22 protein-coding genes are annotated in these 19,608 nt (G+C 37.3%); 8 read left to right on the top strand and 14 right to left on the bottom strand.

What is annotated here, in order from left to right; all coding sequences use genetic code 11:
- Positions 1 to 6 precede the first annotated feature (6 nt).
- The 6 genes from ESZ26_RS10750 to ESZ26_RS10725 all read right to left on the bottom strand — a co-directional run bounded on the left by ESZ26_RS10750 (position 7) and on the right by ESZ26_RS10725 (position 7,134).
- Positions 7 to 2,556 (bottom strand): methyl-accepting chemotaxis protein, encoded by a 2,550-nt coding sequence (locus ESZ26_RS10750; protein WP_455423428.1) that lies wholly within the window; start codon positions 2,554 to 2,556, stop codon positions 7 to 9.
- 695 nt (positions 2,557 to 3,251) lie between these two features.
- On the bottom strand, positions 3,252 to 3,743 hold the full coding sequence (locus ESZ26_RS10745) for a chemotaxis protein CheW (RefSeq protein ID WP_146799626.1): 492 nt from the start codon (positions 3,741 to 3,743) through the stop codon (positions 3,252 to 3,254).
- Positions 3,744 to 3,758: 15 nt separating this feature from the next.
- The gene (locus ESZ26_RS10740; protein WP_146799625.1) at positions 3,759 to 4,283 is read right to left on the bottom strand and encodes a chemotaxis protein CheW; all 525 of its coding nucleotides are present in this window, start codon (positions 4,281 to 4,283) and stop codon (positions 3,759 to 3,761) included.
- Positions 4,283 to 6,412 (bottom strand): chemotaxis protein CheA, encoded by a 2,130-nt coding sequence (locus tag ESZ26_RS10735; protein WP_146799624.1) that lies wholly within the window; start codon positions 6,410 to 6,412, stop codon positions 4,283 to 4,285. Before ESZ26_RS10735 ends, ESZ26_RS10740 begins: the two co-directional genes overlap by 1 nt.
- Positions 6,413 to 6,417: 5 nt before the next feature.
- Positions 6,418 to 6,780: a response regulator gene (locus ESZ26_RS10730; RefSeq protein ID WP_146799623.1), complete on the bottom strand. Its 363-nt coding sequence runs from the start codon at positions 6,778 to 6,780 to the stop codon at positions 6,418 to 6,420.
- 78 nt (positions 6,781 to 6,858) lie between these two features.
- Positions 6,859 to 7,134 carry an STAS domain-containing protein gene (locus tag ESZ26_RS10725; RefSeq protein WP_146799622.1) on the bottom strand — a complete coding sequence of 92 codons (276 nt, stop codon included), beginning with the start codon at positions 7,132 to 7,134 and terminating at the stop codon, positions 6,859 to 6,861.
- A gap of 233 nt (positions 7,135 to 7,367) precedes the next feature.
- Here ESZ26_RS10725 and ESZ26_RS10720 point away from each other — a divergent pair, with 233 nt between their 5' ends.
- The 5 genes from ESZ26_RS10720 to ESZ26_RS10700 all read left to right on the top strand — a co-directional run bounded on the left by ESZ26_RS10720 (position 7,368) and on the right by ESZ26_RS10700 (position 11,104).
- Positions 7,368 to 8,192 carry a tetratricopeptide repeat protein gene (locus tag ESZ26_RS10720; RefSeq protein ID WP_146799621.1) on the top strand — a complete coding sequence of 275 codons (825 nt, stop codon included), beginning with the start codon at positions 7,368 to 7,370 and terminating at the stop codon, positions 8,190 to 8,192.
- Between the two features lie 129 nt (positions 8,193 to 8,321).
- Entirely contained in the window at positions 8,322 to 9,554 is a 1,233-nt protein-coding gene (locus tag ESZ26_RS10715; protein WP_146799673.1) for a M24 family metallopeptidase, read from the top strand.
- 166 nt (positions 9,555 to 9,720) lie between these two features.
- On the top strand, positions 9,721 to 10,287 hold the full coding sequence (locus ESZ26_RS10710; RefSeq protein WP_146799620.1) for a septation protein A: 567 nt from the start codon (positions 9,721 to 9,723) through the stop codon (positions 10,285 to 10,287).
- Positions 10,288 to 10,328: 41 nt separating this feature from the next.
- Positions 10,329 to 10,631, top strand: a complete 303-nt coding sequence (locus ESZ26_RS10705) for a YciI family protein (protein WP_146799619.1) — start codon at positions 10,329 to 10,331, stop codon at positions 10,629 to 10,631.
- A 71-nt stretch (positions 10,632 to 10,702) separates the two neighbouring features.
- Entirely contained in the window at positions 10,703 to 11,104 is a 402-nt protein-coding gene (locus tag ESZ26_RS10700; RefSeq protein ID WP_146799618.1) for a lysozyme inhibitor LprI family protein, read from the top strand.
- Positions 11,105 to 11,157: 53 nt separating this feature from the next.
- Here the strand turns inward: ESZ26_RS10700 and ESZ26_RS10695 are convergent, their stop codons facing one another.
- The 7 genes from ESZ26_RS10695 to ESZ26_RS10665 are packed head-to-tail and all read right to left on the bottom strand — an operon-like array spanning position 11,158 to position 16,316.
- Positions 11,158 to 11,550, bottom strand: a complete 393-nt coding sequence (locus ESZ26_RS10695) for an OsmC family protein (RefSeq protein ID WP_146799672.1) — start codon at positions 11,548 to 11,550, stop codon at positions 11,158 to 11,160.
- 43 nt (positions 11,551 to 11,593) lie between these two features.
- Positions 11,594 to 12,337: a lipoprotein intramolecular transacylase Lit gene (locus ESZ26_RS10690; RefSeq protein WP_146799617.1), complete on the bottom strand. Its 744-nt coding sequence runs from the start codon at positions 12,335 to 12,337 to the stop codon at positions 11,594 to 11,596.
- Positions 12,337 to 13,041 carry a hypothetical protein gene (locus ESZ26_RS10685; protein ID WP_146799616.1) on the bottom strand — a complete coding sequence of 235 codons (705 nt, stop codon included), beginning with the start codon at positions 13,039 to 13,041 and terminating at the stop codon, positions 12,337 to 12,339. Before ESZ26_RS10685 ends, ESZ26_RS10690 begins: the two co-directional genes overlap by 1 nt.
- On the bottom strand, positions 13,038 to 13,835 hold the full coding sequence (locus ESZ26_RS10680; RefSeq protein WP_146799615.1) for a hypothetical protein: 798 nt from the start codon (positions 13,833 to 13,835) through the stop codon (positions 13,038 to 13,040). Before ESZ26_RS10680 ends, ESZ26_RS10685 begins: the two co-directional genes overlap by 4 nt.
- On the bottom strand, positions 13,835 to 14,209 hold the full coding sequence (locus ESZ26_RS10675; RefSeq protein ID WP_146799671.1) for a cupredoxin domain-containing protein: 375 nt from the start codon (positions 14,207 to 14,209) through the stop codon (positions 13,835 to 13,837). Before ESZ26_RS10675 ends, ESZ26_RS10680 begins: the two co-directional genes overlap by 1 nt.
- Before the next feature lie 32 nt (positions 14,210 to 14,241).
- A complete protein-coding gene (locus ESZ26_RS10670) occupies positions 14,242 to 15,657 on the bottom strand; it encodes an ATP-binding protein (RefSeq protein WP_146799614.1) in 1,416 nt (471 codons plus the stop codon).
- Positions 15,657 to 16,316, bottom strand: coding sequence for a response regulator (locus tag ESZ26_RS10665; RefSeq protein WP_146799613.1), 660 nt, complete (start codon positions 16,314 to 16,316; stop codon positions 15,657 to 15,659). Before ESZ26_RS10665 ends, ESZ26_RS10670 begins: the two co-directional genes overlap by 1 nt.
- A 553-nt stretch (positions 16,317 to 16,869) precedes the next feature.
- On the opposite strand from ESZ26_RS10665, the gene ESZ26_RS10660 reads away from it, so the two are divergent.
- Both ESZ26_RS10660 and ESZ26_RS10655 read left to right on the top strand, forming a co-directional pair.
- Positions 16,870 to 17,361, top strand: coding sequence for a hypothetical protein (locus ESZ26_RS10660; protein WP_146799612.1), 492 nt, complete (start codon positions 16,870 to 16,872; stop codon positions 17,359 to 17,361).
- Positions 17,362 to 17,456: 95 nt separating this feature from the next.
- The gene (locus tag ESZ26_RS10655) at positions 17,457 to 17,966 is read left to right on the top strand and encodes a YchJ family protein (protein WP_146799611.1); all 510 of its coding nucleotides are present in this window, start codon (positions 17,457 to 17,459) and stop codon (positions 17,964 to 17,966) included.
- Positions 17,967 to 18,036: 70 nt separating this feature from the next.
- Here ESZ26_RS10655 and ESZ26_RS10650 read toward each other — a convergent pair whose 3' ends face one another.
- Positions 18,037 to 18,582: a VC2046/SO_2500 family protein gene (locus ESZ26_RS10650; protein WP_146799610.1), complete on the bottom strand. Its 546-nt coding sequence runs from the start codon at positions 18,580 to 18,582 to the stop codon at positions 18,037 to 18,039.
- A 207-nt stretch (positions 18,583 to 18,789) separates the two neighbouring features.
- On the opposite strand from ESZ26_RS10650, the gene xthA reads away from it, so the two are divergent.
- On the top strand, positions 18,790 to 19,596 hold the full coding sequence (gene xthA, locus ESZ26_RS10645) for an exodeoxyribonuclease III (RefSeq protein WP_146799609.1): 807 nt from the start codon (positions 18,790 to 18,792) through the stop codon (positions 19,594 to 19,596).
- Positions 19,597 to 19,608: the final 12 nt, after the last annotated feature.

The raw sequence follows: 19,608 nt of genomic DNA, 5'->3' as shown, positions 1-19,608 counted from the left end.
TACGTCCTAAAACTCTTCCCATTCTTGATCAGATTCAGTTTTGCTTCGAGTCACCCTTGCTCTTGGCGCTGGCCTGGTTGGTTGTCTACTCGCCGCTCTTGTTGGTTGTCTACTGGCAGGCTGTCTACTCGCTGGTTGTCTACTTGCCGGTCTTCTACTTGTTTGTGGTGAGCGACGAACGGGTGTGTGAATCTCTTGTTCATCATCTTCGCCATTATTAAAGAAGGCAACTTGATCAAGCAGCGCTTGCGACTGTTCTTCCATTGACTTACTCGACGCCGCTGCTTCTTCGACTAATGCGGCATTTTGTTGAGTCATTTCGTCCATTTGACTAACTGCGGCACTAACTTCGCCAATACCTGCCGATTGCTCTTTACCGGCACTGTCAATATCACTGATCATTTTACTGACTTCTTCAATAGCATGAACCAGCTCAGTAAAGGTTTGACCGGTTTCATCAACTAATTTAGTTCCTTGACCTACCGCTTCAACGCTGTCATTTATTAAGCCTTTAATTTCTTTAGCGGCACCGGCTGAACGTTGAGCTAAGTTACGAACTTCTGCAGCAACAACGGCAAAACCTCGGCCTTGCTCACCCGCTCTTGCCGCTTCAACTGCAGCATTTAATGCTAGTAGGTTAGTTTGAAAGGCAATTTCATCAATAACACTAATAATATCGGCAATCTTTTTACTCGACTTATTAATGTCACTCATCGCCGTAATAGCATTTTTAACAACCGCACCACCATTGCTCGCTTTGTCCATAACCGAAGCTGACAACTTGCTCGCTTCTGATGCATTTTCTGCGTTTTGCTGGACGGTACTGGTGAGCTCCTCCATAGCAGACGCTGTTTCTTCAAGACTAGAGGCTTGTGATTCTGTTCTGTGGCTCAGTTCATTATTTCCTTCAGCAAGTTCTCGTGCTGAATCAAAAACATTGGTTGATGCACTGCGAATATCACCAACCATATTACTTAATACATCGATAAATTCATTAATAGAAGTGCCAATAATACTAAATTCACCCACCAATTCTGTTTCAATGTATTGCGTTAAGTCACCTTCGGATAGGGTCATTAACGTTTCTTTAATTTGGGCAATCGCTAGTTTTCTTTCGGTGATATCTGCCGCATATTTAACCACTTTCATGGTTTTTCCGTTTAAGTCTAAAATAGGGTTGTAAGAGGCTTGGATCCAAACTTCTTTCCCCCCCTTGCCAATACGTAAATATTCGCCAGTGTCGAATTCGCCCCGATTCAGCTTTTGCCAAAACTGCTGATATTCTATACTAGATTTGTGGCCAGGCTCGACAAATAAGCTATGGTGTTGACCCTTTATTTCGCTAAGCGTATAACCTAATGCCGATAAAAAGTTGTCATTGGCGGTAATAATGGTGCCGTCCATATTAAACTCAATCACCGCTTGTGATTTACTTATCGCTGCAATTTGCCCAGAAAAGTCGGCATATACTAATTTTTGTGCAGTAACATCTGCGGCAAACTTCACTACTTTAAAAGGTTTACCATTTAAGTCTAAAATAGGATTGTATGAGGCTTGTATCCAAATTTCTCTACCACCCTTGCCTAAACGTTTATATTCTTTAGATTCATACTCACCACGATTTAAGCTTTCCCAAAACAGTCTATATTCGACACTCGCTTTAAGCTCTGGCTCGACAAACATACTGTGATGCTGGCCTTGCACTTCTTCTAAGCTATAACCTAAGGTTGATAAAAAGTTGTCATTGGCGGTAATAATAGTACCGTCCATATTAAATTCTATCACCGCTTGTGCTTTACTTATCGCTGCAATCTGCCCAGAGAAGTCGGCGTTTACTAATTTTTGTTGACTGACGTCAGTGGCAAATTTAACCACTTTGAAAGGTTTACCATTTAAGTCTAAAATAGGATTGTAAGAGGCTTGTATCCAAACTTCTTTACCGCCTTTGCCGAAGCGTTTATATTCTTTAGATTCATACTCACCACGACTTAAGCTGGCCCAAAACTCCCGATATTCTGAGCTTATTTTAAAGTCTGCTTCGACAAACATACTATGGTGCTGGCCTTGCACTTCTTCTAAGCTATAACCTAACGTCGATAGGAAGTTTTCGTTGGCGGTAATAATAGTACCGTCCATATTAAATTCTATCACCGCTTGTGCTTTACTGATCGCTTCAATCTGACCTAAAAAATTGGCATTGACTAATTTTTCTTGGGTAACATCAGTAGCAAACTTTACCACTTTGTAAGGCACGCCTGTTGAATCAAGCATAGGATTGTAAGAGGCTTGGATCCAAACTTCTTTACCACCTTTACCTATGCGTTTATATTCTTTTGATTCAAATTCACCACGATTTAAGCTTGCCCAAAATTCTCGATATTCTGAGCTTATTTTAAAGTCTGCTTCGACAAACATACTATGATGCTGGCCTTGCACTTCTTCTAAGCTATAACCTAACGTCGATAGGAAGTTTTCGTTGGCGGTAATAATCGTCCCGTCCATATTAAACTCAATAACCGCTTGAACTCTATTAAGCGCTTCTATTTGAGCTAACATATCTGCAAATTGCAATTCTTTAGCTTGTGCAACTGAAATTTCGGTATCTTTACCCATGGTATTATTATTCCCTATCGATTGAATGTTATCTTTTATTTTCATAGGATTAAGCACTAACTCAATAATAATGCTCCCTACTAAACGTTTAATTATTGAGATCCACGCTCTTTTAAGCGTAATTTTTAACTCTTTATCTAATATCAGTATTAATGCTTGTAACAAGGCATTTTCAACATCTTCTTGGTGATTTTTTACACCATTGCTACTTATTGATACGTTAACTTTTTTGTCAGTCAATTTAATTGGCTGTAATAAACTTATTTCCCGGGTCAATACATCAATAAAATACTTGTTAGTGCGATTATTATCTACTTTGACATCTTTTAATAATGCCACTAGTTCGGGTCTTAATATAAATAACTCTTGATAAAACAAATCGCCAACATTGGGCGAAAGTGTCACGACCTTTTGCCAACTTTGCTGGACTAAACTAATCTGTTTACCTGTCATTATTTTAATGCTCTATTTATCGTCAACGTCGCTTATTTAATAACGATCAACATGTAGCGCGGCTTTCTACACTATATAATGGGTCTTTAGCTAACCAACTCATATTGCTCGAACCAATTAACAATAACGGCGAACTTTGTACCCAGTTTTCTACGTTGGATAGTTCGTCCTGATCTAATAGACTATTATTGCTGAGAACTTTTCACCCGGCTTTCTACGTCGTAGAGTTCGTCCTGATCTAATAGACTATTACTATCGAGTAAAATAATCAGCTTATCGTCAATTGACGCTAGGCCTTGTAAAAAACAACGGTCAATTTTATTGCCAAAAGTAGGAGGTGTCCTTATTGATTTTTTATCAAATTTATACACTTCAGATACTGCGTCAACCACAATACCGACCACCATAGTTTTATCGCTTTTTTGATTGTTTTTCTTTCGTAAAATAATGGTCACTGTTTGCTCATTATAAGCCAACGGCTGCTGACCAAAACGTTGGCGTAAATCGATTATTGGTACAATAATGCCACGTAAATTAATTACCCCTTTTATATAGTCTGGCTTGTTGGGTAACTCAGTAACTGAACTCCACACGCGTATTTCTTGTACACATAAAATATCAACACCATATTCTTCGCCATTTAACATAAAGGTGAGATATTCTTGCTCTTGTTCCATGGTATCTTCCTTTATTTATATTAACTGATGTTTTTCAATTTCTTGTAAGACTTTAACGTTAAGTAAAGTGACAACATTTTCGCCAACATTGACTAAACCTTGCAGATAATTTTGTGGTACACAACCACCAAAAGCGGGAGCAGATTTTATATCACTTGCTTCTACATTCAGCACATCTGAAACGGCGTCAACAACAAACCCTATGGTACGGGTTTTATTTTCTGTTTCTACCGTCAACACAATCACCACAGTTGTTTCACAATAAATAGCACTACCGATATTAAATTTCATTCGCAGATCAACTATTGGGACAATAATGCCACGCATGTTGATCACCCCTTTAATATAGCAAGGTGAATTAGGAATACGGGTTGGGTTTCCCCAGCTACGAATTTCTTCAACACATAAAATATCAACCGCGTATTGTTCATCCGCTAATAAAAAAGTCAGGTACTGATCGCCACTGGTGATAAAGTCAATGCCCTCTAAGGAGAACTCTCCCTCAACGGGCACATCTTCTGCTAACATTTGAATATCCATTAAGCGTTAACTCCTGCCGATATTGACCGGGTAATTTGGGATTGAACACTCGACTGATGTTGTTGATTAATTTGTGCTTTTGTTAGCGCCATTTCAATAATACCTGCCACATCAAGAATCATAGCAACAGAGCCGTCCCCGAGAATAGTTGCACCAGATACACCTTGAACTTGTTGATAATTGTCATTTAAGCTTTTAATAACAACTTGCTGCTGGGCAAGTAAATCATCAACCATTAAACCAATTTTTTGTCCGTCTGCTTCAACAACCACTAATAAACAACTTTCAATATGTTCAAATTCACAAGGAATATTAAACAGCTGATAAATTGGGATAACCGGTACATTATCTTCTCTAAGTCGGTACAGTAGCATGTCACCTGACACACGATTAATCAGCTCTTTTTGTGGTTGTAAAGATTCAACAATAGTGATTAATGGAATAATATAAACTTCCTTACCAACTCGAACTAACTGACCATCAAGTATCGCTAAAGTAAGGGGTAAATTGACCCGAAAGGTACTGCCCTTTCCTTGTTCAGATTCAACTTGTATTCGTCCACCTAGTGATTGAATATTCTTTTTCACTACATCCATACCAACACCGCGACCAGAAATATCACTGACCTCTTTAGCGGTAGAAAATCCAGGTTCAAAAAGTAAATCAAAAACTTGGCTATCGGTTAAGGTGGTTTTTTCATCGACGAGGCCTTTTTCAAGTGCCTTATTAAAAACAGCTTGGCGGTCAATACCACCACCATCATCGCTAATTTCAATAACAATACTGCCACCTTGATGATAGGCATCAAGCACAATCGTACCCTTTTCAGGCTTACCATGAGCAAGTCTAACTTGTGCAGGCTCAATACCATGATCGACAGCATTACGCACTAAGTGTACCAGCGGGTCACCAATTTGTTCCATCACGGTTTTATCTAGCTCTGTTTGCTCACCTTTAAGAATAAGCTCAATTTCTTTTCCTGTTTTTTTAGACAGATCATGAACTAATCTTGGAAAGCGATTAAAAGCAAAGCTAATAGGTAACATGCGAATACGCATAACACTTTCTTGTAATTCTTTGGTATTTTGTAGTAACTGCTCTAAACCAGCATTTAGGCGCTCAACTTTTGATAAGTCAAAATCACTGCCTAACTCAGATAGCATAGATTGAGTAATGACCAATTCACCAACCAAGTTAATTAAACTGTCAACTTTATCGACACCTACTCGAATAGAGCCTAGATCATTTTTGGACTTACTTACGGGTTTATCTGTGTTGTTTTTTGGCGTAGGTTCAGCGAAATGAGCTTCAATTGGCGGTGTAAGATCAGCCTGTTCATTTTGGCTTGATCCCTCAAGGGTATTTACCACAGTCACTGCTTCAGTCACTGCTTCTAAAGGCTGGTCTTGTACTTCTTTTGTAATAATCAATTCACATTCGTCTTCAACCCATTCGAATACTTCTCTTATATCCGCTTCACTGGCGTTTGAATGCAGTGTTAACTGCCAGCTTAAGTACAGCTCTTCTGCATCGATATCATTTAATGTCGGGAGTTCTTTAGTATTAGCTTCTAAAGAAACTTTCCCTAAATCGGCTAAAGCATTAAAGAGCAGTAGTGGGTCATTCCCCGTTTGAACTAAGTGATGTTCTGGTATAAATTTTATCTGCCACCTTGCAATATCACTACTATTATCAGTAGGTGCATCATCAGCATTTATAGTTAGTGCTTCACTCATCACACTACCACTGGCGGCTAATGCTTCCTCTAATCGTTTTGAGTTTTCAGCTATTTTTTCACTATCACACTCGCGTTCATCTCTTATTGCTTCAATTAACAAGCGCATACAGTCAACAGACTCTAGTAATAATTCAACATCATCCGCTTCAATATTACGTCTGCCATCACGCATTTCATCAAGAAGTGTCTCGACCAAATGAGTAAATTCTGTAACATGATTAAAACCAAAAGTACCGGCGCCACCTTTAATGGAATGGGCAGCACGAAATATTGAATTAATCGTTTCATCATCACCTTGCTCTAGATTTAACAAGCTCGATTCCATTAATTCGAGCCCCTCGAAGCTTTCTTCTAAAAAGCTTGGAATAAACTGCGTGAGATCTACGCTCATAATAGCTACCTAACAACCCGTTTAATGGTTGCTAATAATTTTTCAGGGTTAAAAGGTTTAACTAACCAGCCAGTGGCGCCGGCAGCTTTGCCACGCATTTTCATATCACCAGAACTTTCAGTCGTTAACATCAAAATAGGGGTAAACTTAAAGGCGGGTAACTTACGTAACTCTTCACATAAAGCAATACCATCCATATTGGGCATATTTACATCAGAGATCACTAAATCAAAAGCCCCAGCCTGAGCTTTACTCAAACCTTCTTGTCCGTCTTTTGCTTCAACGGTTTCATAACCGGCACTTTTTAATGTAAAACTAACCATATCGCGAATAGAGTTAGAGTCATCAACAACCAAAATCTTGGTCATAGGTATTTCCTTTTCAAGGTAAATATAAACGGCAAAAGCTTAATAATATTTAGATGATATTTCACTAAATAACTGATACTAAGCATTTAGATATTGATTTAAAATGGCTTCGTTAAGCCCTAATTGCTTAACACTTTCTTGAATAACACAGGAGGTAGAATTCCAGTTAAGTACTTTATTTTGAGCAGCGATAAAAGTGACTGCCGCTAATAACAATTGCACACCTACGGTATCTATATGGGTAACAGCACTGTCATCAAAAGTTATCACATCATTTGTAGCAATTTCTTCGAGTAGCTGCATTTTACAGTCATCAACTTGAGCAATAGTTAACAGAGCCGGTAGTTTGAACATTTAATCCCTTATAAATTCGTATAAAAATAGAAAACTTAGCAATAAAGATAAGCTAAAAAAAATTAACTGCAAGTTTATTTTAATAGAAATTCACCATTTTTTAGGTATTTAGCATAAAATCATAGTTTATTTTAAATAATACCTATAAATAAAGTAAGGTTTTTTAATGAATATATTGCTTTCCCTGTTTACAATTATTATGGTTAAAAAAAGGATATGTTTTGAGAGCCTCAATGCCAGAAGATAATCAAAAAGTACCCAGCCAAATATTTCGCTGGTTTGAAAAAATGAAAAATAACTACGAACAGAGTGTTCAAAGTGTACTAGAGCGGTTCGAAGTATATAGTCACAGCCAACAATTAAGAATTGATCAAGCGAATCAATCAAACATTGATAACTTAAAGCAGTCTCATCAAAAACATCTCGACCAACAAAATGCCCACATCAAACAGTTAACTGAAGATGCAAGCTATTACAAAAAGCAAATCAGCAAACAGCAACAAACGATAGAGCAACTTAATGGGCGCTATGATGCAGTAATGAGCTGTTTGCTAACAGAAAAAAGAAAAGACATAGACATTAAAGATATTTTTTCTAACGATGAGTTTGAGGAAGAAAAAAGCAACGAACTGATTGAAGACTTATACCTAGAAACCAACAATAATGAAGCTGTTAATAGCCCATTTGAACATAGCCAGCAAAATAATTTAAATAATGAGCCAGACCTAACATCTTCAGCCTTAACAGAGTGTGATGATGACTTGTTCAATAGCGCTATCTTAAAAAGACAGTCTGGCGATATAGAACAAGCTTTTCAATTATTTGAACAAGCAGCAAAGCTCGGTCATGCAAAAGCCATGGGCGCTATGGGTCGTGCTTTTTTCTTAGGAGAAGGCACAGAAGAAGATCATTCAGCAGGACTTGCTTGGCTTATTCATGCAGCAAATCAAGCACTACCGCAAGCCGTTACTCGTGTGAAGTATTTTCAAGATAACGACCCTGAACTTTATCAACAGGCAATGACCCTATCGAAAGACCCTATCTTCCTTAAATATTAATGGCTGGGTATTTGGCTTTGATAAGATTTTTAAATAGCCCGTCAACAATGTATATTGTATAAAATAAATAATCCATGTCATAATACCGCACAATATACATTACTTTCAGGACGCTAAATGACACAGACAATGACTATAGGTGTAGGAGGCTCTAACGCAGTAGCCGAGCTAGCCAAACTTACCAATATGACCGGCGATGTTGAGCCTATTTCTTCAAACGAGTTTACGTTACGTATCGCTAAAGCTCAGCAATTAATGAAAGACAATAATATTGAGGCAACTTACTTAGATGCTGGCACTAACCTCTATTATTTTACCGGTACAAAATGGTACGCCAGTGAACGTATGGTCGGGGCAATTATTCCACAGCAAGGCGATATTCAATATATTACCCCCGACTTTGAAGTAAATACCTTACGTCAATATATGACCATTGAAGGGAAAGTTAATGGTTGGCAAGAACATGAAAACCCTTATCAATTATTCATTGAAACCTTAACCAACATGGGGATTGACTCAGGCACTATTGCGCTTGACGAATCAACCGCATTTTTCATTGCTGACGGTATAAAACAATGTGCCGACACGAGCAAAAAAGATTATCAACTGATCAATGCAAAAGCAATTACAGCCGGTTGTCGTAGTCAAAAATCCTTGGCCGAGATTGCTTTGCTGCAACAAGCTAAAAATATGACCATGGCAGTGCATAAAGCCGTTGCAAGAATATTATATCAGGGCATCAGTACGCAAGAAGTTACTGACTTCATCCATCAAGCCCATATTAAAGTCGGCGCCGCCGCTGGCTCTTACTTTTGTATTGTGCTATTTGGTGTAGATTCATCTTATCCACATGGGGTAAAGACACCAAAAACCTTAGACATTAACGATATAGTACTTATTGATACCGGTTGCCAAGTAGCAGGATATAATTCAGATATTACTAGAACCTATGTGTTTGGTGAAGCTAACCCACGTCAGCGTCAAATGTGGCTGATTGAAAAAAATGCCCAAGAAAGTGCATTTAATGCAGCAAGACTCGGCGTACCTTGTGGGGATGTTGATATCGCTGCTCGTGATTATTTAGCAAGCCAATCCATGGGACCTGATTATCAAACACCGGGCTGTCCACACAGAACTGGTCATGGCATAGGTTTAGACATTCATGAATGGCCTTATTTAGTGCGTAGTGATAAAACACCACTTGCAGTGGGTATGTGTTTCTCTAATGAGCCGATGTTGGTGGTACCGAACGAATTTGGTGTTCGCTTAGAAGATCACTTTTATATGAGTGAACACGGCGCAAAATGGTTTACTGAACCATCTTATTCTATAGATGACCCGTTCGGACTAAGTAATAACTAGCTTGTTTTTATTAAAAAAATCAATACGTTCAGTTAATGATTTGTAACGTTTTCGCTGGTATTTAACGTTTTTAGCTCGCATTAGCCAAATAATTGTTTGGCTAATGCTTAAGCATTGAGTAGAATTAACTTACGTATAAGCGAAGGTTGATTGGAAATTTAATACTATGCATGCTCTGTTTGAATATCTGCCCCTCGTTGTTTTCTTTATTGTCTATAAATTTGTTGATATATATTGGGCAACCGGCGCTCTAATTATCCTTGGCGCCGCACAAATAATTTACTACCTAATCAAAAAAGAGCCGATACCTAAACGTACCTTGATATTTTTTGTACTTATTGCCGTGTTTGGTGGGCTAACAATATTTTTACACTATGATACTTTTCTAAAATGGAAAGTCACCATCATCAATTTATTCTTTGCGATCGCCCTGATAGTCAGTGATAAAATATTTAATAAAAACATCATCAAAGATTTCCTTGGTGAATCATTAACTTTGCCTGAGAACATTTGGAGTAAACTTAATTTGGCTTGGGCGCTATTTTTCGCATTATGCGCCGTGTTAAATTTATACGTCGCTTTTAATTTTGACCAAGACACTTGGGTAAACTTTAAAGTATTCGGTTTAACCGGCTTAATGTTTGTTTTTTCAATCGGCTCAATTTTATCATTATCAAAACACTTTCCCGATGATGAAGACGAGAGTGACAAATCAATTGAAGAAAAAAAGTAATCACTTAACGTAAATATAACCCTCAAATTTATGGAAATACCATGTTTTATCTTATTTATTCAGAAGACGTAGAAAATAGCTTAGCTTTAAGAATGTCGGTACGTGAGCAACACTTAGCACGGTTACGAGAATTACAAGACCAAGGACGATTATTAGTTGCTGGCCCTTGCCCTGCTATCGATAATGAAAATCCTGGTGAAGCCGGTTTTACTGGCTCGCTGATTATTGCTGAATTTAATAATTTAAGCCAAGCACAAGTATGGGCAGATAAAGACCCCTATATTAGCGCGGGTGTTTATAAAAAAGTTACCGTAAAACCTTATAAAAAAGTACTACCTGCATAAAGTTGAGCTATCATTACTTTATCTATAACCCGATGATTAACGATAAACTTATAAATATAATGAAAAGTATCATGAGCAAAATGTCTTTCTACAGTTTAGCCTTAGCGCTATGTTTTTTATCCAATGTTAGCTACGCAAAAAAATCGATTGATGAATGCGAACTAACCCAAAAAACAACCTCTGGCTTATCCGGCTGCTTAGATATAGTTAAACAAGCAGTAGATAGAGAGTTACAAACCTGGATAAACAATCAAGTGTTCATTCTTGAAGAGTTTGCCTCAGTAACAGGAAGAAAATCTGCATTAAACATGTTCAAACGCTCACAACGTAATTTTATTACCTTTAGAGAAAATGATTGTCGATGGCAGTACCTTGCTATTTCACCGGGAACTGGTGCCGCTTCGGCCTACAAGAAGTGCTATATTTTAGTCAGTAAAAGCCGTATCAAAGAATTAGAATCAATTAATCCCTAGCGCTATCATTTCAGCTGAGTGCATTGCTATATTAACAATGACTTGGCTGAAATTTACTCAGCAATCGATATATCAAACTCTGGCATCGCCTGAACGACTTTTTTTACCGTACAAGTCTTAGCGGTGGCAATTAATGCTTTTTTATATTTTTCTGGAAAGTCATCAGGTAATTCAACACGAATAGAAAATTTCTTTTGGTATTTATCCTCACCAATATTGCTATCATCTTGCAAAACCTTAATACCGTTAGTATTGATATCACGCTGTTGGCAAAACTTACGAATATAAAATGCAGCACATAAAGGCATACTGGCAAGGAAATAATCTAAAGGTTCAGGGTAACTTGCCTTACCTCCAGCGGTAATGGCTTGATCGCTAATAATTTCATGTTCACCAAAACTTGCTTTTAGTTGCTGACCTTCAAGCATACTCACTTCAATTTTCATCATTTATTCCTTAGATAATATCTCAACTAACCAACTAAGACGATTAGCCACTAAAAATTTTTGTCATTAATAATCGATAAATTAATATATAAATAGCAGCTGCAATAGCACTGAGAGACAAGGCTATTGCAGCAAATAAATCGGGTGCTTTCATTAAACTACTCATTAACGACTCTTGATAATAAAAAAACCATTGGTGATCATCAGGAAATACCACCGTATGAAGATAGTAAAATATTTCGGTAAAACCAAACAATGCCAAGACAGTCAATAATACAACTGTGGGAATAATCACCGCCATATAGCGCTCTTTTTTACTTGGCTTTGGCTGTTTAAAACGGTAGACACCGCCAATCGTAATAAGTAATAGCAAGGTGTTAATCACAGATACTGTGCGTAATTGGTTAACTAAAACACTAACATCTTGTAAATGCACAACTTCAGGTTTGGTTAGTAACGCGCGATGCTGGTTATCATTATTAAGATAACTTAACCTCGCTAAACCTTTGCCATTGTTATGAATTTCATCAACAATTTCGCTGAAGCTTAATAAATGTTGCTCACGGCTTGTCTGGGCAAAGTCTCTTTTACCTTGCGTATTTTCAGGCGCATAGGTTTTTATTGTTTGCTCAATATTAAGTGGCGAATACCAAAAGCTATAAAAAAAATTAGCACTTTTATTTATCTGCCAACTTAAGCCTAGCGAAAAGAGTAATAAGAAACAACAACAACAAAGCCATAATAACGTTGCTGTATAGCGTCTACTTAGCGGTAAAGTGCTGTTCATTAGAATTCAAACTCAATAGCCGCACGTAAAATATGATCTTTGCTTTCACCATTCAATCCGGTAATAAAGCCAAGTTCCCACTTTAACTGTTTTTGTCTGTCAAAGCGTTGTATCCCCATAAACGCTGGCCCAATACCAACATAATCTTCACCTGAATATAACTCAATTGCGGGTTGAAATTGTGGTCGCCAGCGATAACGATATTGAGCACGGAATTCCATTTCTAGCTCATTTTGAATATCATTACCCCACTCGTAAATCAAAAGTGCATTAATACTTAAACTGGTCCGCCCTATTTCTTTCTCAAACAACAAGCCCGAAGTCACTTCCCAGCTATCTTTATTATGTTCTTTTTCAAATTCAAAAAGCATGCCCCAATCCGCCCAATACTGACCTTGCTCCGTTAACATCCAACGCGTTTCTATTTCGTAAGCAGACAAACCAAAATTTCCATCGATATCGCGTTCACCGACGATATAAAATTCTACCATCACATTGTCAAGTACCGATTGTCCATAGGCAAAGCGCTGCGCTAAATCATTACTCTTATCCGTTTGATGAGACAATAACCGCCATTCAACTTCTTTCTCATTGGGTAAGACATGCGGATGATATACTTTATCAACCACGACCCCATCTGCAAAGACAACCACACTGTAAAGACTGTGCAACAATAACACTAAAACATAAAATATTTTTTTCATGATATAACCTGCTTAACACGAGTGAATCGCCAAGGTTTTTCGGGGAACAGACACCAAAAAAATGCGATGAGCAAAGCGCTAAGATATAGTCCAATTTGTAACAAGGTCGGACTTGCATCGTAACCAAATAACGCTTTCAAAAAATGTCCTAATTCAGACTTTTCTCGAACAATAAAGTTAACATCAAAAATCATATGACTACTGGGTAAGAAATCAATTTGTAGTAATAAATCGCTGGTTTTATTAAATAACCCACAAGCAAAGAGGATAAAAATAACTTCTGTGCTGCGACCATAAAAACGTTCATTAAGAAATATACAGAAAAAGTACAATAATATACTGATGCTAATACAAATTCCTGTTCCTAAAACGACGCCAATAAAAAGCGCATTAGCCACATCGGTTTGCGACCAATATCCAACAAAGTAGATAAGGAAATTAGTCCCCTGTAGCATAATAACGAACGCCAGTATTGCGCCCGCATACCAAGATTGCTTATTGTTATTGGCGATATTTACGCTGGTATTTGAATGATGAATAAAATGTAAAATTAAAATATAAACAAGAATATGTATACAGGCATAGAACCATTCAAGTCCGGTATCATCAAACAACTGACTGATCTCGTCAATGTAAAGCCAAAGCAGTGACATAAAACTAACACCCACTAGCGCACCACATATCAGAGTAATACCACAGAGTTGTAACTTATTTTTAATCGATAACAACAAAGCTAACACCATAAAAATAACTAAACTGTTACTCAAAAATAAAAGCACAGTATTAATCAACATTAAGCACCTCCTACGCTATTTTTAACAATAACTTTGATTGCTTTTTTACGCTTGGGCATGGGGGTAACGATAATAGTCCCTTTGGCACTATTAGGATTAAACTCACCAAAAAAGTGATATTTACCTTCGGGTAATGGACCAATAAAAATAACGGCTCTTTTATTGGGGAAAATAACCTTTTCTCGATTTAAATCAAAACTATCAAACTCTTCAGGTGTTGTATCGCGATTATAAATTATAAGTTTAACTTTTTCGTTAGGTGGAATTTTTATAACCGCTGGAAAAAACAAGTGATCTTTCAATTCTACCACATACTCAGTTCGTTCAGCCCAAACACTTGGGCTAAAAATTAAAGAGATAAAGAGGCTAATAATGTGGGTTCTTTTTATAAAAACAGTGGCTGTTTTCACCTATTATCCTCCCGTTCTTTTTCACACTGATTTAAATATAAGTCAACCGCTTGAGTTTTTTGTGGAAAAGTTACTGACACGCTAAGTCCATTTAATTGCATAGATTTTGCTAACGTTATTGTCGCATGATGTAATTTAACAATATGCTGAACTATCGCTAACCCTAAGCCGCATCCTACCACAGTTGACTGATGGCCATCACCACCTACACGATAAAAACGGTCGAAAACTCGCTGGTATTCACTCGAGTCAATACCCGGTCCTGAGTCTTCAACAGTCAGGGTAAAACTGTGGTCATCAACCACGGTTCTGACCAAAATCTGGCCACCATTGGGGGTATATTTGCAGGCATTACCAATTAAATTTTTCACTAAGGTCAGTAAGGCAAATTCATTGGCATAAATAGTTGTGGCTTGGCTTTCTAAAGAAATATCGTGTTGGTGTTTCATTATTTCAGGGTATAAATCGCTGATCACTTGTTGCAACAATACCTGCAATTCAAGCTTAGTGACTGTCATGGTCAGTTGATCTGGGTTGGTACGATTTAACGTTAATATTTGATCAACCACATGTGCCATGCGGTCGACACTCTGCCCCAGTTGCATTAAAGAAGCCTGCCCAGTGGCGTCAAGCTTTTCACTTTGGGTCATTTGCAAATTATGAACATTAATTTTAAGTACACTTAATGGTGTTCTTAGTTCATGAGCGGCATCAGAAGCAAAATAACGCTCCCGTGAAAAAGCCGCAGATAAACGTTCAAATAAAAGATTAAGTGTTTGAATAACAGGTTGTAATTCTTTCGTTGACGTTTCACTGGTTAGTTGTGATAAATCATTAATTTTTTTTTCAGAAAGTTCTCGTCGTAAAACGGTTAACGGCTTTAAACCTTGACGAATCGCCATAAAAATAAATAAAGCAATCACAGGAATAATTAAAATAATAGGAGTCACCGCAGACAATATAACTTGTTCAGCCAGTGAAAATCTTTGCTCGAGGGGTTGAGCAATCAGCACCTTTAGCTGATTTATTTGCGTTGGTTCATCGGGTAATGTTTCGATATAGACCCGCCAGCGCTGGCCAATAAAATTAAGGTCAATAAACCCTGCCGGTAACTCAGTTATTAACTGCTCGGGGGCATTATCCGTCCGTAATAATAAGGTGTTATTCCTAAATACTTGGTAAGCGATATGGTTAGAGGGGACCACTGTTACTGCACTTAATCGATTTTCGGTAGCTTGATCAGGATAAGTCGCCGAGGTCGCTAATAACGTTTTACCAACAAGAACCAATTGCTCATCAAATAAGCTAGTTGCTTGTTCCATACTTGCTTTATAACCTTGTATGGCAGCAAAAAATGTCATCAAGGTGATAATTGACAGTAAAATAAGCACTAAGTAGCGACGAATCGACATTAAGTTTTATTAACCGTATAACCTACGCCTCTGACTGTTTTTATAAATTGTTCTGGCAATTTTTTTCTTAAGTTATGTATGTGTACCTCAACAGCATTACTGGCGACTTCTTCTCCCCATTCATATAAACGCGATTCAATTTGTTGCCGAGATTGAATTCGACCGGCATTTTCCATCAGTGCTTTTAATACCATATACTCTTTTTTTGAAGCTATTAGTTGTTCATCTTTAATAAGAATTTTATGAGCTGCGGTATCAATTGCCACGTCTGAGCAAATAATCAATGCCGACTTCGCCGTTCCTAAACGACGTTCAATGACTCGAAGACGCGCTAACAATTCGCTAATTTCAAAAGGTTTGACCAGGTAATCATCTGCGCCAATATCTAAACCCTTAACTTTATCTTCAAGAGAATCTCTTGCGGTTAGAATGATGACTGGAATACCAAGCTTACGATCGCGGGTACGCTTAAGCACTTCCAAGCCGTCGATATCAGGTAAACCCAGATCAAGAATAACCAAGTCTTGGTCAGGCACAGACAATGCTGAAATTGCGGTTTTACCATTAGTAACATGATTAACAACAAAGCCTTCATGGCGAAGTGATTGCTGTAACCCTAAAGCCAAGGGTATGTCGTCTTCAACTAACAAGATACGCATATTTTTCCTTAAATATTCAACATCACTATTGATGATTTTATATTCTTTAGCCCATTACAAAGCGTGCAGCCATACTGTATCGACGAAACTGTCATCAGTCACCCTACGGCTTATTAATGCACTTGTTGTGGTCGACTCAAAGTATTTTATCTTAAAGGTATTTTATCTTACAGGTATTTTCGGTCATCAGAAAAGTATTCGCTATAGAATAATCACTATTAGTCGCGGTTATCCATCGAGTTGCCTGTTTTATTCTTGAGTTGATTATTTTCATTGAACATTTGCTGAGCGAACATAACAAGCTTTTCTTAAGTAAAGCTTAAGGACTAACAAGATTATAAAAATTGTTTCTCTATGATGATCAATAGTATGCCACCAAGTTAATAAATAGTGAGAACATCGGGCACACTGCTAGCGCTACTTGCCAGCATTTATTGCCCGTTATCAAAGGAGATCCTTTAATAGGATCAATTAATATTAATTATAAATAGTGCTTGAATAAACACCAAAAACGATATACTGTATGTTTATACAGTATATCGAGGTTTTAAAAATGAATTCAACAAATCACATTAATACCAATACTTTAGCTTTAAAAACCACAAATTTAGCGATCAAAAAACACCGGTGGTGCGATGTTAGAAGTATTACTAATACCGTTGAACTATCTCAACAATATACTGAAATTTTCGAAAATCATGATTTAGATAACAAGTGGATCCTGATGATAAACCCTGAAGAGAAGCCACTTCAGCTATTGTCTGAACAAGGAAAGATCGATCCTAAGAAAATACTCAAAGTTAATCTTCATCAACGTAATATCTCACTAAAAACGATTAAAGATGCCTTAGAAAAAGGTCATTGTTCGGCGGTTATTTTATGTAATGCCACCTTAGATAAATCACAATTAAGCCAGTTAACTCAATTCGCAGAGAAAGGACAAACTCAATGCATTATTTTGACCAAGCAAACTCAAAACCGTTTAAGTCAGCAACGACTAAAAAATTACGTCACTCTTTCGGACTCTTCTTTATTGTTGCATTAATTGAGTTTGAAGCGATTATGGCGTTATTAAAACAGAAAATTAATTTTTGCTCTGCTAAAATAGATCAACTGCTTTTTTAGAATGATGCCGATTGTATGCAATGCCCATGTGGTTCAAGTATTAGTTTTCAACAATGTTGTTTGTTGTTAATAAATCAAGATAACAATGCTCAATCACCTGAGCAGTTGATGCGTTCTCGCTATAGTGCCTATGCAACAGAGGCGGCTGATTATATTTATCAGACTTATGCTCAAGCTAGCAGAGCTTTGCAAACAATCGCTGATATATCAGCATGGGCCAAAGAAACAAAATGGTTAAAACTGACCATTCATGCTGCCAGTGATCATACCAAGCATAATAATCAAACGGCTGTAAGCGATGGCAATAAAGAACATAACTTGCCAACTGTGTGCTTTTCAGCTTATTACCAACATCAAGGTGAATATTTTCTGATGAAGGAAACATCACGCTTTGTTGTCGAAAAGGGTCAATGGCGATATTTAGAGGGTGAAGTCAGTAACAATGAAGCGCTGATTGCGCCAAAAAGAAACCAAGCTTGCTTTTGCGATAGTAATAAAAAATTTAAACAATGCTGTGGCCGGTAAACTGAAATAGTTAATCACAAATAACGCCAACACAAACGAACGACTTTATTAGCAAGCTATTGCTATAACCTTATGCAATAGCATCAAGTAACGGCGCTTTAACGATCGTGTTATGAACAGCGTTAAGCCAACCTTTAGCATCAAATGATAACCTTGAACTGTCAGTGTCATGCTGCGTATTATTCTTTTTTTGATTAAATTTTTTCTGGCAATAAAGCGAGGTATTATTTAAGACTTCTTGTCTGATATGCTTTTTATCATCTCGAAAAGCCAGCGGTTTAGGCAACAAAGCATTTGATAAACGTAATTCTGCTAGCTTATTCTGCTGAATGAGTTCTGCTTGATCAAACATTGCCGTGCTGTGATTTTCACTCAAAGATAAAGGCGCTTTATCAGGAAGTTCAAATTCTTTGCGTAAACTTGCTTCATTAGTCGTTTTACTATCAGCGATAGATTTCGGCAAAGAAAATTGACTATGGCTTGGCACATCATCACTTAGCATTGCCAATAATAGAGAGAAGTCAGCTCGTCGAGCGCTGTGCACACTTACATTAAGTTGTTCACCTAATTGTAATTCGTGTACCAGAATTTGACTGTCAACTGACTCTGTAAGCAATGTACTTCAACTTTATTATTTTCTCTAAAGCTTATATCGGCAATACTTTAATTTAATTGAGTTTAATTTTTATTTATTTACCCATTTACCTCTCTATTAAAAATAGTTAATGTTAATAGGTCCCTAATTCACTTCACTAGCAATTAATAATAACCTTCTCTGATAACTTCTGGTAGCATGTGGAAAAAATCAATATCGAGTCTTCTTATGAAAATCATTAGCTTTAACATTAACGGCCTTCGTGCGCGTTTACACCAACTTCAAGCCATCATTGATAAGCACCAGCCTGATATTATTGGCTTACAAGAAATCAAAGTTCATAATGATGCCTTTCCCGTTGAAGCCGTTGAAGCTATGGGTTATCACGTTTATTTTCATGGTCAAAAAGCACATTATGGTGTAGCTATGTTATGTAAAAAGCCAGCCAACATTGTTAAAATGGGCTTTGCTAGCGATACTGAAGAATCTCAAAAACGTATGGTCATGGTTGAGACTACCAATGAACAAGGTGAAAAAGTAACCGTATTAAATGGTTATTTCCCGCAAGGCGATAACATTGCTCATGAAACAAAATATCCCTATAAGCGTCAATTTTATAAAGACTTGATGACCCATTTAAATGATAACCATACCCCAAATGAGCACGTTGTCATTATCGGTGATATTAATATTTCTCCTGCTGATTTAGATATTGGTATTGGTGAGCCTAACCAAAAACGTTGGTTAAAGACCGGTAAGTGTAGTTTTCAGCCAGAAGAAAGAGAATGGCTTGCGACCTTGATGGATTGGGGATTTAAAGATACTTTTAGAGAGTTACATCCTACAAAAGCGGAACGTTATTCTTGGTTTGACTATCGTTCTAAAGGTTTTGTTGATAATCGTGGTTTACGTATTGATGTTGTTCTAGCAACGCATAAAATGGCGGCAACGTGTATCGAAGCTGATATTGATTACGAACTACGTGCAATTGAAAAACCTTCAGATCACGCGCCAATTTGGTCTACTTTTAAGTAGCTGTTGAGTAAA

It is taken from the genome of Colwellia hornerae, from assembly GCF_007954355.1.
GTDB lineage: Bacteria > Pseudomonadota > Gammaproteobacteria > Enterobacterales > Alteromonadaceae > Colwellia_A > Colwellia_A hornerae.
Note: the sequence above shows the minus strand (reverse complement) of the source record. Positions and strands in the feature narration are given on the sequence as shown.